We start from the raw sequence: 15,431 nt of genomic DNA on the forward strand, positions 1-15,431 counted from the left end.
AGGCTTGCTCAGTGGTCGAGGGCTTGAAGAAGGGCCGGGGTTTTCGGGGCGGCGGTCTGCTCAAAAGTCGGCACGTCGTTACCCGCACCAAGGCCACCGCCCAATGCCGTCACCAGTTCCGCATGAGCACTCAAACGCGCCGCCTGCACCTGCTGTTGAACCTGCTGCTGTTTGAACAGCAGGGTCTGGGCATTGAGCACGTTGAGGTAGTCGGTGAGCCCGCGCTGGTAGGCGATCATCGCGATGTCGTAGGTCTTCTGCGCCGTGGCCACGGACTCGGCGGCGAATGTCTGCTGCTTGTCCATCGACTCGCGGCGGATCAGTTGATCGGAGATGTTCTTCAGCGCATTGACCAGGGTCTGGTTGTAATGCGCGACGGCGATGTCATAACCCGCCGACGCTTCACCGAGTTCGGCACGCAGTCGCCCGCCGTCGAAGATCGGCAGCGAGATCGCCGGTCCGACGTTGTAGTTGAGCTTCTTGCCGGTCAGGAACTCCAGCGCCCCGCCGCCGGTGGCCATGTAGCCGAGGCTGCCGACCAGATCGACGTTGGGGTAGAACCCGGCATGCGCGACATCGATCCCGCGCGCCTGCGCCGCCACTTGCCAGCGACTGGCGACCACGTCCGGACGCTGGCCGAGCAGTTCGGCGGGCAATGCCGACGGCAGTTTCAGCGCCGCGCCGAGGGATAGGGTCGGACGCTGCAATTGCGCGCCGGCGCCCGGGCCTTTACCGGCCAGTGCCGCGATCTGGTTGCGGCTCAGGGCGATTTCTTCGTCCAGCGCATCCAGTTGCCGATGGGTTTCCGGCAGCGGGGTTTCGGCCTGGCTGACTTCGAAGTGGGTGCCGATCCCGCCGTCCAGGCGTTTCTGCGCCAGCTCAAGAATCTGCTGTTGCTGCTTGAGCGTCGCCGCGACGATGTCGCGCTGGGCGTAGTGCAGTGACAGTTCGATGTAGGCGCGCACGATGTTGTTCTGCAATTCGAGCTGCGCCTGACGCGCCTCGGCAGCGCTCATGTGCGCAAGATCCACCGCACGCTCGGTGCTGTTGCTTTCACGCCCCCAGAGGTCGAGGGCGTAACTGAAACCCAGCGCGGCGTTGTTGTCCCAGGTGGTGCTGTTGGCCAACTCACCGGGGCCGTAGAACTGATCGGTCGGCCAGTTGTGGCGCTTGAGGGTCGACTCGCCATTGATCTGCAACGACTCGGCGGCTTCGGCGACACCGGCCAGGGACCGGGCCTGACGCACTCGCGCGGCGGCCATGGCCAGGGTCGGGCTGCCTTGCACGGCAAGGTCGATCCAGCGATTGAGTTGCGGGTCACCGTAGGCTTGCCACCATTGGGCGGTGGGCCAGTTTGCGTCACGGGCGGCGTGGGCGATGGCCTCGTCGGTGGCCAGTTCATTAGCCTCCAGAGCCTTGCCCTGCGGGGCAATTCCTCCGGTTCCAATGCAGCCGCCGAGACCTAACGAAAAAGCCAGAACACTGAGCGGCAAAAGCGCTCTGTTGATGCGACGCGGCACTGCTGCGAATTCCTGAGGTGGGAGATGTTTCGAGGTGGGCGCAATTCTAGGGGGCGCCCTGAACGGCGATAAGCTGGGTTTTCTGCGAATCTTTGTTACGGTTAACGAGATAATCCCTTGGTCGGGGGTCTCAGCCCCTGAAACTTCGTGTCACAATTTGCCATCTCCCTTGAGAGCACCCCATGGACACTTTGCAAAACATGCGCGCCTTCAGTTGTGTGGCCGAAGCGGGCAGCTTCACCGCCGCCGCCGTGCAGCTCGACACCACCACCGCCAACGTTTCGCGCGCGGTCTCCAACCTTGAGGCCCACCTGCAAACCCGCCTGCTCAACCGCACGACCCGGCGCATCGCGCTCACCGAAGCCGGCAAGCGCTACCTGCTGCGCTGCGAGCAGATCCTCGCCTACGTCGAAGAGGCCGAAGCCGAAGCCAGCGAGGCCCACGCCCGCCCGGCCGGGCAGCTGAAAGTCCACACCATGACCGGCATCGGCCAGCACTTCGTGATCGACGCCATCGCCCGCTATCGCAAGACCCACCCGGACGTGACCTTCGACCTGACCATGGCCAATCGCGTGCCGGATCTGCTCGACGAAGGCTACGACGTGTCCATCGTCCTCGCTCGCGAACTGCCGGACTCGGGCTTCGTCTCGCAACGCCTGGGCATCACCTACAGCATCGTCTGCGCCTCGCCGGCCTACGTGAAAGCCAACGGCTGCGCACAAAAGCCCAGCGACCTGCTGAACCACGCTTGCCTGCGCCTGGTGAGCCCGGTAATCCCCCTGGAAAAATGGGCTTTCGACGGCCCTGAAGGCCAGGAAATGGTCACCATCAACAGCTCACCCTTTTTGGTGAACTCCGCCGACGCGATGAAAACCGCGATCACCAGCGGGATGGGGGTCGGTGTATTGCCGGTGTACGCCGCAATCGAAGGCTTGCGCAATGGCTCGCTGGTACGGGTGATGCCGAACTACCGCTCGCAGGAACTGAATCTGTACGCAATCTACCCGTCGCGGCAGTACCTGGATGCGAAGATCAAGACTTGGGTCGAGTACCTGCGTGGGTCGCTGCCGGAGATATTGGCGGGGCATCAGGCGGAGTTGGCGGCTTATGAGATGAGTGGGAGTCTGGGTGGAGCCAGGCTGGCGAACTGAGTTTACCGTCCTACAGACGGAGTGATTTGCGGGGACGTTTCCGACAAGTCGCGTCGGTTGTCCCTCGGAAACGAGGTGGATAGGCTTTTGAGGGTCGCTGACGCATCAGCGGTCGGGTCTGGATAACGTCGAAGTACAACGTCATCCCGCACACAGCTAAACCGCTCTGACCAAACCGACCTGCCAGCGATAACTGCATTCGCTGGCAGCTCGGATGGGACACAGAGGATCCCGGGCTGCATTCCCAAGCCGAGCGTGGGAACGATCAAAATAGAGCCGTGCTACTTCTTCACATGCTCAAGACCTGAAACATCTCTGAATGCACCAATCGCTTTTAACCTTGGCTCAGTAGGACTGTTTTGAACTTCCAAGTTAAACACGACTTCCAATGTACCTTTATCAAAGTCGAAAGTAACATTTACAGTTCCACTACCGTAAACAGCCGGGAACGGCGTGATTTTTGTCCCCCCTGCGACCTCTTCGAACAAAGCATAACTAATATACATCCCTAAATCTGCCTCATAATCATGCATACCATCAGTGATATCAGCTTTAAAGCTGAACGCCAAAGACCCTGATCGCTTGTCATCAAACTGCTGACGTGCACTGACGTAAACTTCCTCATCATCCGTTACAAAGATATCAACCACGCCGTTGAATGGTACAAGACCATCAATGAGAACATTGGCTGTACCGCTCACATTTTTTTGTTGGTTTGAAAACAGAAAAAATTCATTTTTCATGGGAAGTCCTTTCATTTTGACTGTCGCGGGAAATGCGAAATAAAAGACTGCCATTATTATTATTTTCCGCACCTGTCAGAACTGACAGCCTTAGAGACCTATTCGCAATAAAAGCCTTTATCGGCGATTCTTTTTGTTATAAGCAAAACCATCAAAAGTTCAGCGCAGTTTAGAACAGCAACACTGGAAGAGACTCAAGATGAACACGGAGCCGCTCTCGAAAAACCGCTTATTCACCCAAAAACCCAAGAGGCTGTTCGGCGCACAAGCCGCCAAGACAACCCGGAGCCAGAAATGTTAGCTTGCTTGGCATCAAGCCCAAAGCCGAGCCCAATGCCAATGAAAAAAACAGTCCTGGCCTTCAGCCGCATCACGCCCCTCATGATCGAACGCCTGCAACAGGAGTTCGACGTCATCGTCCCCACCCCGAAGAACGGTGACATCAACGCCCAGTTCAACGAAGCCCTGCCCCACGCCCACGGCCTGATCGGCGTCGGTCGCAAACTCGGCAAGGCCCAACTGGAAAACGCCGCCAAACTCGAAGTGGTCTCCAGCGTCTCCGTCGGCTACGACAACTACGACCTCGCCTACTTCAACGAACGCGGGATCATGCTCACCAACACCCCGGACGTCCTCACCGAAAGCACCGCGGACCTGGCCTTCGCCCTGATCATGAGCAGCGCCCGCCGTGTCGCCGAACTGGACGCCTGGACCAAGGCCGGCCAATGGCAGGCCAGTGTCGGCGCACCACTGTTCGGTTGCGACGTACACGGCAAGACCCTGGGTATCGTCGGCATGGGCAACATCGGCGCCGCCGTCGCCCGTCGCGGACGCCTCGGCTTCAACATGCCGATCCTCTACAGCGGCAACAGCCGCAAGACCGGACTGGAACAGGAACTCGGCGCACAATTTCGCAGTCTTGACCAACTGCTGGCCGAGGCCGACTTCGTTTGTCTGGTGGTGCCGCTCAGCGACAAGACCCGCCACCTGATCAGCCGCCGCGAACTGGCGCTGATGAAGCCGGATGCAATTCTGGTGAACATCTCTCGTGGTCCGGTAGTGGATGAACCGGCATTGATCGAGGCCCTGCAGAACAACCGGATTCGCGGTGCTGGTCTGGATGTCTACGAAAAAGAACCGCTGGCCGAATCACCGCTGTTTCAGCTCAAAAACGCCGTGACTCTGCCACACATCGGATCGGCCACCCACGAAACCCGCGAAGCGATGGCCAATCGTGCCCTGACTAACCTGCGTAGCGCCCTGCTTGGCGAGCGCCCGCAGGATCTGGTGAATCCGCAGGTCTGGCGCGGATAAAAAAACGGGCAAGTACTGCGAGGTGCTTGCCCGTTCAATCGCGCTCCAATACATACTTTGAAAATCAACATATCAACGAAAAACATCATCGCGCTATAAACTTTCCGGACGTTTAAACACAACAATAAACACTCCGGAGAATAGCCACCTTGAGAACTTACAATACCGATCAACTAATCCGTTACAGCAAAGTCTGCCTGATGGCCTACATCAGTTTTTTTGGACTACTGGTGATGTACTCAAACTTGACAGACTACGCATCAAACTATGAGTACGTCGGACACATCCTGAGTATGGACACGACTCAGATCAACGAGAACATACGTTACAGAGCGATCGAATCGCCCATGATGCACCACCGGATCTATTGGTTCATCATTACCATGGAGTCAATCTATACCGCCTATTGCCTGGTTGGCACTTATCATCTCTATCGCAGCATCAACGACTCCGCCGCAGAGTTTCACGAGGCAAAGAAATATTCGATCACTGGTTTATTGATCGCCATCTTCATCTATTACGTCTGCCTGCAAAGTATCGGTGTTGAATGGTTCGACATGGACACTTCGCAAGCATGGAACGCGAAAGACTGGGCACGGCACATTGTCGACTTCATATTGCCGGTACTGATTTTCATAACGTTGAAAAACGAGCGCTGAATAATCAACGCTCAAGATTCAATCAATATCAGGCCAATTTTCCATGCGTGGAAACAACGGCAATCGGGGGTTTACGAAATACCAGTACATTCCCCAGCATCACCAGTACCAGCCCCGCCAATGCCGGCGCCGTCCACTGATAGCCCTCGGCAAATGCCGAAACGTTCAGCGCGACCACCGGGAACAGCACCGTGCAGTAAGCCGCGCGCTCCGGGCCCATCCGGCCGACCAGCGTCAGGTAAGCGGTGAAACCGATCACCGACCCCGGGATCACCAGATACAGCAGTGCACCGATGTAGCGTGAGGTCCACTCCATCTCGAACGGAATGCCTTTGACCAGACACCACACCGAGAGCATCGCCGCGCCGTAGGCCATGCCCCAGGCATTGGTGGTCAACGGTTTGAGACCGGACTTCTGTTGCAGGCTGGACAACATGTTGCCCGCCGAGAAACACAGGGTGCCGCAGAGCGCCAGACCGAGGCCGAGCAGGGTTTGCGGACTGGCGTGATGCCCCGCCAGCTCAGGCCAGAACAACAGGCCCAGGCCAGACAGCCCCAGCGCCCCACCCATCAGCACATTGCGCGCGATACGCTGGCCGAAGAACACCCGCGCATTCAGCGCATTCCACAAGGTCGCGGTGGAGAACACCACCGCCACCAGACCGCTGGGAATCCATTGGCTGGCGGTCAGGAAACACATGAAGTTGACGCAGAACAGGCACAAGCCCTGCGCGACGCAGATCAGATGCCCGCGCCGGTTCATCGGTTGCAGACGACGGCTGAGCAGCAACAACGCAAACAACACCAGCGCCGCGAGACCGAAGCGATAGACGATCGACACCGGAATCGCCACCACGCCCAGCTGCCACTTCAGGGCAATCCAGGTGGTGCCCCAGATCAGCACGGTCAACAAATACAACGACAGGTTCATGGCAGACACTCCTTGATTGGTTTTCAGTGTCCGCCCACCCCCTCGACCCTCGCTTGCATAAACTTGCGCTTTTGTCGGCGCGCAGGCTGGCAGCGCGAAATCCAAGGAGTAGGATGCAAGGCGTTGAAGAGAACCGACCATGGCCGCCATCGATACCCTGCAAGTCTTTCAAGCCCTCAACAACTCGCCCAATGCACGCCTTGTGCACAGCGCCGAGTTGGGTGACGGGCTGTCCGCAGCCTTGTGGACCAATCATCACGACGCCCAGGAATACGAAGCGCCGAGCCATCACACCCTCTCCTGTTACATCGCCGGCGGCACCGGCACCTTCCGTCGTGGCGATCCGGGCCACAAGGGCGGCCCGGACAAGCTGTGCATCCTGCCGGCCGACCATGAATCGGGCTGGGTGATCAATGGCGACATCCGCTTGGCCCACCTGTATTTCAGCGCCGAACAATTTGCTCTGGGTTGCGTCACGCTGCTGGATCGCGAGCCTCGGGAAATGCAGCTGCGCGAACAGACTTTTCTGGAAGATCCGCAACAGGCCCGACGGTTTCGCCAGTTACTCACTCTGAATTGGGACGAGCCCGGCGAGCGTCTGCTGACCAGCAGCCTGGCCCACGAACTGATCAGCCATACTTTGTTGAGCCAGGTCGGCGTACGCCATGGCTTGCGCCTCAAGGGTGGACTGGCGCCGCATCAGCGTCGGCAACTGGTGGAGTTCATCGACAGCCAACTGGCCGAACCGATCAGCCTCGGGCAACTGGCAGGCTTGTGTGCGTTGTCGGAATACCACTTCGCGCGGATGTTCCGGGTGAGCTTCGGCCTGCCGCCGCATCAGTATGTGCTGGCGCGGCGTTTGAGTCGGGCGCGGGAGTTGTTGCGCGGGACGGCGTTGCCGCTGGGGGAGATTGCCCTGGCCTGCGGATTTGCCAGTGCCAGCCACTTCACCAACCGCTTTCGCCAGGTGCTGGGTGGAACACCCGGCGAGTATCGCCAGGCGTTTTTGCGCTAGTCCCAGGATTTTTACTGCCAGTCAGGGCCTCATCGCGGGCAAGCCCGCTCCCACAAGGTTCTGCCTCGTTCCCGATAGGTGTGGTCGACCGAAAACCTGTGGGAGCTGGCTTGCCGGCGATGAACGATGACGCGGTTCTGGATCAGAACTCCAGCGTGCTCGACAACGAAATCTGCCGCGAATCGCCCATCGACACGAAGAAGCGACTGGCCGCCGAGGTGTAGTAGGTGCGGTCGAACAGGTTCTTCACGTTGAGCTGGAACTTGACCTTCTGCCCCTCAACCTTGGTGTCGTAAGTGGCGAACGCATCGGCCACGGTGTAGCTCGGCAGATCGAAATCATTCACCGCATTACCCGCTCGCTCTCCGACATAACGCGCCCCCGCGCCGACCCGAAGTTGATCGCCACCGATGACGCTGCCGAAGTCATAGACCGCCGACAACGAGCCGGTATTCTTCGCCACGTTTTGCAGCTTGTTGCCTTTGTAGTCCGGATCTTCCGTAACCTCGGCGTCGGTATAGGCGTAGCTGCCGATCATGCTCCAGCGGTCGCTGAGCTGGCCGGTCAGGTCCACTTCCAGGCCCCGGGAACGCACTTCGCCGGCGGCGCTGTAAATCGTCGTCGGGCCTTCGGAATTGGCCACCAACACGTTGCGTTTCTTGATGTCGAACAGCGCGATGTTGCCGGTGATGCGACCCGGCATGTCCAGACGTGCGCCCAGCTCCCAGGACTTGGCTTCTTCCGGTGCGATGCTGCCGTCGAGCACGGTGCTGCTGCCGCTGAGCGGGGCGATGGTCGAATTCGGTTTGAATGACTCGGTGTAGCTGCCGTAGAACGACAACGCGTCGGTGTAGCGATACACGAGGCCGGCGCGCGGCACCCATTTCTGGCCGTTGCTGTCGGTGTTGGCCTTGAACGGCACGCCTTTGCCGGCGTACTGGTCGTACTCCTGGAAGCGCCCGCCGGCCACCAGAATCCACTGATCGTTGAGGTGAATCGAGTCCTGCAGGAACACCGAATCACTGCGCAACAGATCGGTTTGCGCACTGTCCGCCGGGCTGACGGTGGTGCCTTCGACTTCGCGGCCGTAGACCGGATTGACGTAGCTGAAGGTGCTCAGGCTTTTCTGGCGGATCAGGTCGGCGCGGTAGATCTTGCGGTACTCGTCGTCGACGCCGAACACCAGGTCATGCTGCATGCCCAGCACGTTGACCTTGCCTTCGAGGCTGGCGGTGGTGAAACGGTCGGTGCTGATCGCGCCCTGGGTGCCGTCCATGCTGCGGGTCAGGGTGCCTTTTTTGGTGTCGATCGCGGTTACACGGACCTGGCTGGCGTCGTAGGTTTCGCGGTTCCAGCTGTAGCCGAAATGGGCTTTCCAGTCGTCGTTGAGTTCGTGGTCGGCCTCGAAGTGATACAGATCCGAACGCCCTTCCATGTCGTTGAATTTCTCGTCGAGCCGCTCGTTGCGCGAGATATCCAGCGGATGGTTGGTGCGTGGGTCGATCAGGGTGCCGCGATCGAATGGGGTCAGGAATTCACGGTGCTCGTAGGCGAACAGCAGCTTGGTGCGCTCGCCGTACCAGGCCAGCGACGGTGCGATCAGGGTTTCGCGGTGAGTGCCGAAGTTGCGCCAGTAATCTTCGTCTTCGTGATCCAGCACCATGCGATACGCGAGGCCGGAATCCCCCAGCGCACCAGTGCTGTCGAAGGAACCGCCGCTGCCATTCTTGCCGTCACCGTAGGTCGAGCCGCGCAGGGTCAGCGCGTTGTACTGGGTCAGTTCGGGCTTCTTGCTAACCATGTTGACCACGCCGCCCGGGTCCTGAATCCCGTACAGCAGCGACGCCGGGCCCTTGAGCACTTCGACGCGATCCACAGTCGCGTTCATGCCACGGCCCTGCACCACCGGCATGCCGTCGCGCATGATCGAGCCGTTGCGGTTGTCGCCGAAGCCGCGAGTCATCACCGAATCCTGGGTGCTGCCCAAGGTGTTGCCTTGGGTGATGCCGCTGACGTTGGCCAGTGCGTCATCGAGATTGCGCGGTGCCTGATCGCGAATGACCTGGGCCGCAATCACGTTGACGGTCTGAGGGATTTCCTGAAGCGAAGCGGAGGAGCGCATCACCGAACTGGTTTCCGGTGGCTGGTAGCTCATCGGCTGGTCGAGCACCGAGGTGATGGTGGTCGCACCGAGGTTCAATGCGCCTGCGGTCGGTTGCGGTTCGAGCGCCAGGGTATGGCTGTCGGTGCGGCGGAAGGTCAGGCCGGAGCCGGTGAGCAGACGTTGCAGCGCCTGTTCAGCACTCATCTGGCCGTTGATCGCCGGTGCGGTCAGGCCGTAAGGGGCTTCATCGGTGTAGACCACGCTCTGCCCGGTCACGCGACTGAAGTCGCTCAGGGCTTGCGGCAGCGGTTTGGCAGCCAGAGAAAAACTGAATTGCTTTTGCGGCTGACTGCTGACGGATTCAGCGGCCAGCGCCGCGCTCAGCGGCAACAGCGCCAACGCCGAAAAACTCAATGCCGAAACGCCTAACCACTGTTTGACCGAACCCGATTTTGCCCTGGACTTCATTGCTCATGACCTGTGTAGAACCGCAACGGATGCGAATGACTCGCAGTTTCAGTCACTACACGGATGGCATCCGGATTTACCTCACCACAATTTTGAAAATATTTTCAGCGCAGGATGATCAGCTTGCCCAACACCTGATGCTGCTCGAATCCCAACACCCCTTGCAGCGAATTCAGTACCGCTTGCGGATCCTTGCTCGGAAAGCTGCCGCTGACCTTGCGCGCGCCCAGATCGTCGTTGAGCAACACGATCCGTCCGGGGTAATAACGCCGCAGATCCTGCACCACATCGGCCAGTGTCGATTTGTAGTAAGTCAGCCAGCCCTGGCGCCACGCCAGTTGCGCTTCGCTGTCCACGGCGTGGAGTTTTTCCGCGGTGCCTGCGCCGTACGCCACTTGCTGGCCAGCGGTCAGAACCTGCTGTTGGCCATCGCGGGATGGCGTCACGCCGACGCGTCCGGACAGCACTGTCACTTGGGCACCTTGCGGTTGCAGGCGCACTTCGAACTGCGTGCCCAACACTCGCGCCTGCCCCTTCTCGGCCTCGACCACAAAAGGATCGCCCGTGTGAGTCACGCTGAAAAATCCGGCGCCCCGGCGCAGTTGCACATGCCGCTCGCCGTGACTGAAATCCACGGCGATAGCGCTGTCGGCGTCCAGCGTCACCTGCGATTGATCGGCGAGGATCACGGTGCGGATCTCGCCCGGTGCCGACACGTAATCGGCGCCCAGATCATCGATCCAGCGCTGCGGCTGCCAACCTGTGCCGAGGCTGATCATCAACAACAGGCAGGCCGCCATGGCCAGCGCGCCGGACCAACGCCGGACCTGCGGACGACGCGGCCGGTCCATCACATTGAGCAAACCCTGCAACGCCAACGCGTCTTCATCGGCCAGAGTGCGCGCCGGCCCTTCGCTCAACTCCCACACCACTTGCGCCTGGGCGTAGGCCTCGGCGTGAGCCGGATCGGCATGCAGCCATTGACTGAACGTCAGTTGATCGCCAGTGCTGGGGCGGTCGTGCAACAGGCTCAACCACGCGAAAGCGGCCTGTTCCTGAGCAGGCGTCGGAATGACGCGTTCGATGTGATTCACGGTGCTTTCCCTGGCATGCGTGGCGCGGGTTCGCGCAGGCTGGCCTTGCAGGCCTCGAGGGCGCGCATCATATGTTTTTCCACGGCGCTTTGGGACAGGCCCATGGCCTTGGCGATCTCGGCGTACTTGCGCCCATGGATGCGATTGAGCAAAAAGATCTGCCGCGTGCGCTCGGGCAGCGCGCGCAAGGCCGCTTCAACATGACGTAAATCGTTGCCTGCTTCGAGCGCCGCCTGCGGTTCGCTGGCGCTGCTGTCCGGCTCATCCGGCTGCCAGCCTTCGTTGACTCGCACCCGCGTGCCTTCGCTGCGCAAATGATCGATGGCGATATTGCCGGCGCAGCGCAACAGATAAGTGCTGAGTTCTTCGACCTGCACCAGCGGCCGACGCCAGAAACGCAGGAACAGGTCCTGCACCAGATCCGCCGCCGTCGCCCGGCAACCGACGCGCCGGCTCACCAGCGCTTCCATCTGCGAACGCTGGGACAGGAACACCTGAAGAAAATGCGCACGGGCACCATGGGGTTCGTCGTCGCGGTGCTCGGGGGGATGGCCGATCAACATGTCAGTTCAAGGCCCATGCAGCGACCGGGCTGGCGAGCAGACTCAATCCGGCCATGGTCAAGGCCAGGCGTGGGCGATAGGGCAACAACAGCACCAGCGTCAGCGCGCTGAACATCAACACGGCGCACCAGTCGACCAGGCCAAAACTCCAGCCCTTGCTGGCAACCGCCGCCCACAGCGACAGCCCCAGCAACAGCCAGCCTGCGAGTTTCAAATATTGCCGACGGCGAGCCGAAGGTTTGTGACCCAGCAGCTCTTCGTGATGCCGGGGCATCGCCAGGCACAGCGCCGTAAAAGCGCTATAACAGAGCAACAGCGGCAGTAGCATTCAGTTCGCCCCCTGCTCAAGGGCGATCGGCCGGTCCGTTTCGCGCGCTGGTTTCTTTACGTTGACGGTGTGTCCGGCGCGCTGCATTTTCCGCGCGGCCCAGGCGAGGAACAGACCACTGCCCAGACACGTCAGGTCGAAACCGGCCAAAACCCAATCGCCCGCAGGCACTGTCACGGCGAGGTGATACGAGGAGGTCAATCCATTGAGAGCCGGCACCGCGAAAAACAGTGCGGCTCCGAGCGATAGCTGTTCGACCCAGGCCTTGCGCCCCGGGCGCAACATCGCATGCACCACGCTCAAGCCCCAGGCGATGAAGAACGCGTTCACTTCCCAGTCGGCACGCCCGGCCAGATTCACCGGCAGCAGACGATTGGCCCAGAAGAACACCGCCACTGCTGTCATCAGTCCGGCCATGCTGGCAATGTTCAGTACTTGCACCAGCCGCAACTCGAACGGCATCACACCGCTTTTGGCGTGTTTGAGCTGACGCTTGCCGAGCCAGATCACCAACCCGGTGCCGATCATCGCCGTGCCGGCCAGACCACAGATGAAATACAGCCAACGCAACACCGGCCCGGCAAAGTGCCCCATGTGCAAACCGTAGAAACTGCCGGCCACTGCCATCGCCATCGGCTGTTGAGAGGGGGTGCCGATGATTTGCCCGCTGACGCCATTGAAGGTCACCGCGCTGCCGGCATCGTTCACCACCCGGTCGGAACCCGCACGGGACATCACCACCGAGGCGTTGGCATCGCCCGGATTGTTCACGCTGATACGCCCGACATGTCCACCCGACCATTGCTCGCTGGCCGACCGCAACAGTGGCGCCAGCGGTGCCAGTGTCGCCGGTTGACCGGCAGGCTCGGGAACGTTGGCGGCGGGAAACACCTCGTCGTAAAACGCCCGGACATTGTTGCCGTACGAAGCCAGAATGCTCGCTGGCATCACCATAGACATGAAGATCACCAGACTGCTGTAGGTGATCATCAGATGAAACGGCAGCACCAGCACACCCACCGCGTTGTGCCCGTCGAGCCACGAACGCTGGCCCTTGCGGGGGCGGAAGGTGAAGAAGTCCTTGAAGATTTTCTTGTGAGTGATGATCCCGGTGATCAGCGCGACGAACATCACCATGGCGGCAATCGTGGAGAGCCAGCGCCCCCACGGATAGGGCATTTGCAGCTGGAAATGGAAGCGGTAGAAGAACTCGCCGCCCAGGCTTTCCCGGGCCTGCACTTCGGCACCGGTCTGCGCGTCGAGAGTCTTGCTGATGAACTGGCCGCGCTCGCCGGGCCTGGCCGGGGCCGGTTGCCAACGCACACCCAGGCCAGGATCGCGGGCATCAGGCAGGTCGATCAACCAGCGTGAAGCACCGGCCGCGTGCTGTTGCAGGTAGGTTTGTGCCAGGGTCAGGCTGGCCTCGGCATTCAACGGGCGGGCGGGGATTTCCGGCTGCATCCAGTGACTGATTTCGTCCGTGAAATAGGCCAGGGTTCCAGTCAGGAAAATCGCGAACAACAGCCAGCCAAAGACCAGCCCGGCCCAGGTGTGCAGCCAGGCCATCGCCTGCCGGAAGCCCTCTTTCATGCCAGACCCAGACCGCGGGCAGCCCCGGAAACAGTCGCCAGAATCACGCTCGGCACCAGCAGACCGACCCACGCCGACCACGCCGTGCGACAGGCGAAACACCAGAGCACCGCCACCAGATAAACCAGAAACGAAACGGTCATGCCGGTCACCACCGCTTCTGCGCGGTTCAGCGGTAGCCACAGCGTCAGCGTGACACTCGCCAGCGCCGCGACCAGATAGCCGCCAAACACCGCCGCAAGCACCCGCGAAGTGACTGCCAGACGATAGGACAGGGGAAGTGTGGCGAGTTTGGCTTTCATGTTTCGACCCTGAAACGGTTAACGTCCGGCCAACACGCCGGACGACAGGCGAACAATATTAATGATAAATATTCTCATACGCAAAAGAGTCTGATTGCCGGACATCGCCGACAACCCTACAATGCGAACCATTCTTGTTCTCTAACGCATCCCGCATGCGCCCGGAGTGATGCCGTTGTCGTCCGCCCATCCTGTCGAATCGCTCTATCAGGCCCACCACAGCTGGCTCACCGGCTGGCTGCGGCGCAGACTCGGCTGCCCGGACAGCGCCGCTGACCTGGCCCAGGACACCTTCATTCGGCTGCTGACCGCCCGCGAGCCGGCGGTGATCATCGAGCCGCGCGCTTTCCTCACCACCCTGGCCAAGCGCGTGCTGTTCAACCATTACCGCCGCCAGGACCTGGAGCGCGCCTACCTCGACACCCTCGCGCAGATGCCGGAAATGGTTGCGCCTTCGGAAGAAGAGAAAGCGATCATCCTGCAAACCCTGATGGAGCTGGATCAGTTGCTCGATGGTCTTCCGCGCGCCGTCAAACGCGCATTTCTGCTGGCGCAGGTCGATGGCCTGACCTATCCGCAGATCGCCGCCGAACTGGGCATTTCCGTGGCCACGGTCAAACGCCATCTGAATAAAGCGGCGATGCGCTGCTACTTCGCCCTGTGAACCCGCCGATGGATTTTTCCGCGCAGGTCGCCGAACAGGCGGTGCACTGGCTGCTGGAAATGCAGCAGGGCCCGTTGAACCCGCGTCAGCAACAAGCCTGGCAGCAATGGATCGACGCCCACAGCGAACACCGCCGCGCCTGGGAACACATTCAGCGAGTCAATTCGCGGTTGCGCGGATTGTCGTCGCCACTGGCCCACGCCGCGTTGAATGCGCCGAAGTCCGGCAGCCGTCGTCAGGCGCTGAAGTTGTTGCTGATTCTCGGCGCCGGCTCGGCAGTCACCTGGGGAATGCGCGAGCACAATCCATTGCCATCGCTGCTGGCCGATTACCGTAGCCCGGTCGGTGAGCGGCGCAAGATCTCGCTCGGCGCCGGCGGCCAATTGCAGCTCAACACCGCCAGCGCGGCGGATGTTCGGGGCGATGGTTTGATCCGCCTGCTCGAAGGCGAAATGCTGCTCACCGCCACCCGGTCTTTCGAAGTGCAAACCGCCCAAGGCCTGCTGAAAACCCAGAGCGCACGGATCAACCTGCGGCAGTTTGCCGACCGCACGCAGATCGCACTGTTTGAAGGCCGGGTCGAATTGAACGCGCAAGGTCGCGCGCCGCTGCTGCTGCCGGTCGCCCGACAACTGAGTTTCAGCAGCACCGGCGTCAGCGCGGCCAAACCACTGGACGCCAACAGCGGTGCGTGGGCGGACGGCATGCTGGTGGCCGCGCACATGCGCCTGGGCGACTTCCTCGACGAACTTGGTCGCTACCGTCGCGGGCAGCTCCATTGCGATGCGAAAGTCGCTGATTTACTGATCTCCGGGACTTATCCACTGGACGACAGCGAGCGGATTCTCGACCTGCTGGAAATCAGCCTTCCGGTGAAAGTGAAGCGTTTTACTCGCTATTGGGTGACGGTCGAAGCCAGAGCCTGATCGCTCCGCGCCCCTGTAAAAAATAAATGAGCCGTTTTTCAGATCTGGCGTGACAGAGA

At 60.6% G+C, this 15,431-nt stretch carries 15 protein-coding genes; 6 read left to right on the forward strand and 9 right to left on the reverse strand.

Annotated features, from left to right (window positions below):
• Nucleotides 1-8: 8 nt before the first annotated feature.
• A complete protein-coding gene (locus tag QLG12_RS19935; protein WP_282475118.1) occupies nucleotides 9-1,520 on the reverse strand; it encodes an efflux transporter outer membrane subunit in 1,512 nt (503 codons plus the stop codon).
• Nucleotides 1,521-1,702: 182 nt separating this feature from the next.
• Between QLG12_RS19935 and QLG12_RS19940 the strand changes: the two genes are divergently transcribed.
• Entirely contained in the window at nucleotides 1,703-2,671 is a 969-nt protein-coding gene (locus tag QLG12_RS19940) for a LysR family transcriptional regulator (protein ID WP_064382473.1), read from the forward strand.
• Between the two features lie 281 nt (nucleotides 2,672-2,952).
• Here the strand turns inward: QLG12_RS19940 and QLG12_RS19945 are convergent, their stop codons facing one another.
• A complete protein-coding gene (locus tag QLG12_RS19945; protein WP_197869745.1) occupies nucleotides 2,953-3,414 on the reverse strand; it encodes a hypothetical protein in 462 nt (153 codons plus the stop codon).
• 339 nt (nucleotides 3,415-3,753) lie between these two features.
• Between QLG12_RS19945 and QLG12_RS19950 the strand changes: the two genes are divergently transcribed.
• Entirely contained in the window at nucleotides 3,754-4,728 is a 975-nt protein-coding gene (locus tag QLG12_RS19950) for a D-glycerate dehydrogenase (RefSeq protein ID WP_197869744.1), read from the forward strand.
• 149 nt (nucleotides 4,729-4,877) lie between these two features.
• Nucleotides 4,878-5,387, forward strand: a complete 510-nt coding sequence (locus tag QLG12_RS19955) for a DUF2165 domain-containing protein (RefSeq protein ID WP_197869743.1) — start codon at nucleotides 4,878-4,880, stop codon at nucleotides 5,385-5,387.
• 28 nt (nucleotides 5,388-5,415) lie between these two features.
• On the opposite strand, the gene QLG12_RS19960 is transcribed toward QLG12_RS19955, so the two are convergent.
• Complete coding sequence (locus tag QLG12_RS19960; protein ID WP_236193194.1) at nucleotides 5,416-6,318, reverse strand: DMT family transporter; 903 nt, start codon at nucleotides 6,316-6,318, stop codon at nucleotides 5,416-5,418.
• Between the two features lie 139 nt (nucleotides 6,319-6,457).
• On the opposite strand from QLG12_RS19960, the gene QLG12_RS19965 reads away from it, so the two are divergent.
• Nucleotides 6,458-7,333, forward strand: coding sequence for an AraC family transcriptional regulator (locus QLG12_RS19965; RefSeq protein WP_064382478.1), 876 nt, complete (start codon nucleotides 6,458-6,460; stop codon nucleotides 7,331-7,333).
• A 142-nt stretch (nucleotides 7,334-7,475) separates the two neighbouring features.
• Here QLG12_RS19965 and QLG12_RS19970 read toward each other — a convergent pair whose 3' ends face one another.
• The 6 genes from QLG12_RS19970 to QLG12_RS19995 form a co-directional block, all read right to left on the reverse strand.
• Entirely contained in the window at nucleotides 7,476-9,905 is a 2,430-nt protein-coding gene (locus QLG12_RS19970) for a TonB-dependent receptor (RefSeq protein ID WP_197869741.1), read from the reverse strand.
• A gap of 104 nt (nucleotides 9,906-10,009) precedes the next feature.
• Entirely contained in the window at nucleotides 10,010-10,999 is a 990-nt protein-coding gene (locus tag QLG12_RS19975) for a FecR family protein (protein WP_197869740.1), read from the reverse strand.
• Nucleotides 10,996-11,562: an RNA polymerase sigma factor gene (locus QLG12_RS19980; protein WP_197869739.1), complete on the reverse strand. Its 567-nt coding sequence runs from the start codon at nucleotides 11,560-11,562 to the stop codon at nucleotides 10,996-10,998. The genes QLG12_RS19975 and QLG12_RS19980 overlap by 4 nt, the downstream gene beginning before the upstream one ends.
• A gap of 1 nt (nucleotide 11,563) precedes the next feature.
• Nucleotides 11,564-11,890 (reverse strand): DUF3325 domain-containing protein, encoded by a 327-nt coding sequence (locus tag QLG12_RS19985; RefSeq protein WP_197869738.1) that lies wholly within the window; start codon nucleotides 11,888-11,890, stop codon nucleotides 11,564-11,566.
• The gene (locus QLG12_RS19990; protein WP_197869737.1) at nucleotides 11,891-13,480 is read right to left on the reverse strand and encodes a PepSY-associated TM helix domain-containing protein; all 1,590 of its coding nucleotides are present in this window, start codon (nucleotides 13,478-13,480) and stop codon (nucleotides 11,891-11,893) included.
• Nucleotides 13,477-13,782, reverse strand: coding sequence for a DUF3649 domain-containing protein (locus QLG12_RS19995; RefSeq protein ID WP_039769401.1), 306 nt, complete (start codon nucleotides 13,780-13,782; stop codon nucleotides 13,477-13,479). Before QLG12_RS19995 ends, QLG12_RS19990 begins: the two co-directional genes overlap by 4 nt.
• Nucleotides 13,783-13,957: 175 nt before the next feature.
• Here QLG12_RS19995 and QLG12_RS20000 point away from each other — a divergent pair, with 175 nt between their 5' ends.
• Both QLG12_RS20000 and QLG12_RS20005 read left to right on the forward strand, forming a co-directional pair.
• Entirely contained in the window at nucleotides 13,958-14,446 is a 489-nt protein-coding gene (locus QLG12_RS20000; RefSeq protein WP_236193396.1) for a sigma-70 family RNA polymerase sigma factor, read from the forward strand.
• Entirely contained in the window at nucleotides 14,443-15,372 is a 930-nt protein-coding gene (locus QLG12_RS20005; protein ID WP_282475119.1) for a DUF4880 domain-containing protein, read from the forward strand. The genes QLG12_RS20000 and QLG12_RS20005 overlap by 4 nt, the downstream gene beginning before the upstream one ends.
• Nucleotides 15,373-15,431: the final 59 nt, after the last annotated feature.

It is taken from the genome of Pseudomonas sp. V88_4 (assembly GCF_029967985.1).
GTDB lineage: Bacteria > Pseudomonadota > Gammaproteobacteria > Pseudomonadales > Pseudomonadaceae > Aquipseudomonas > Aquipseudomonas glycinae.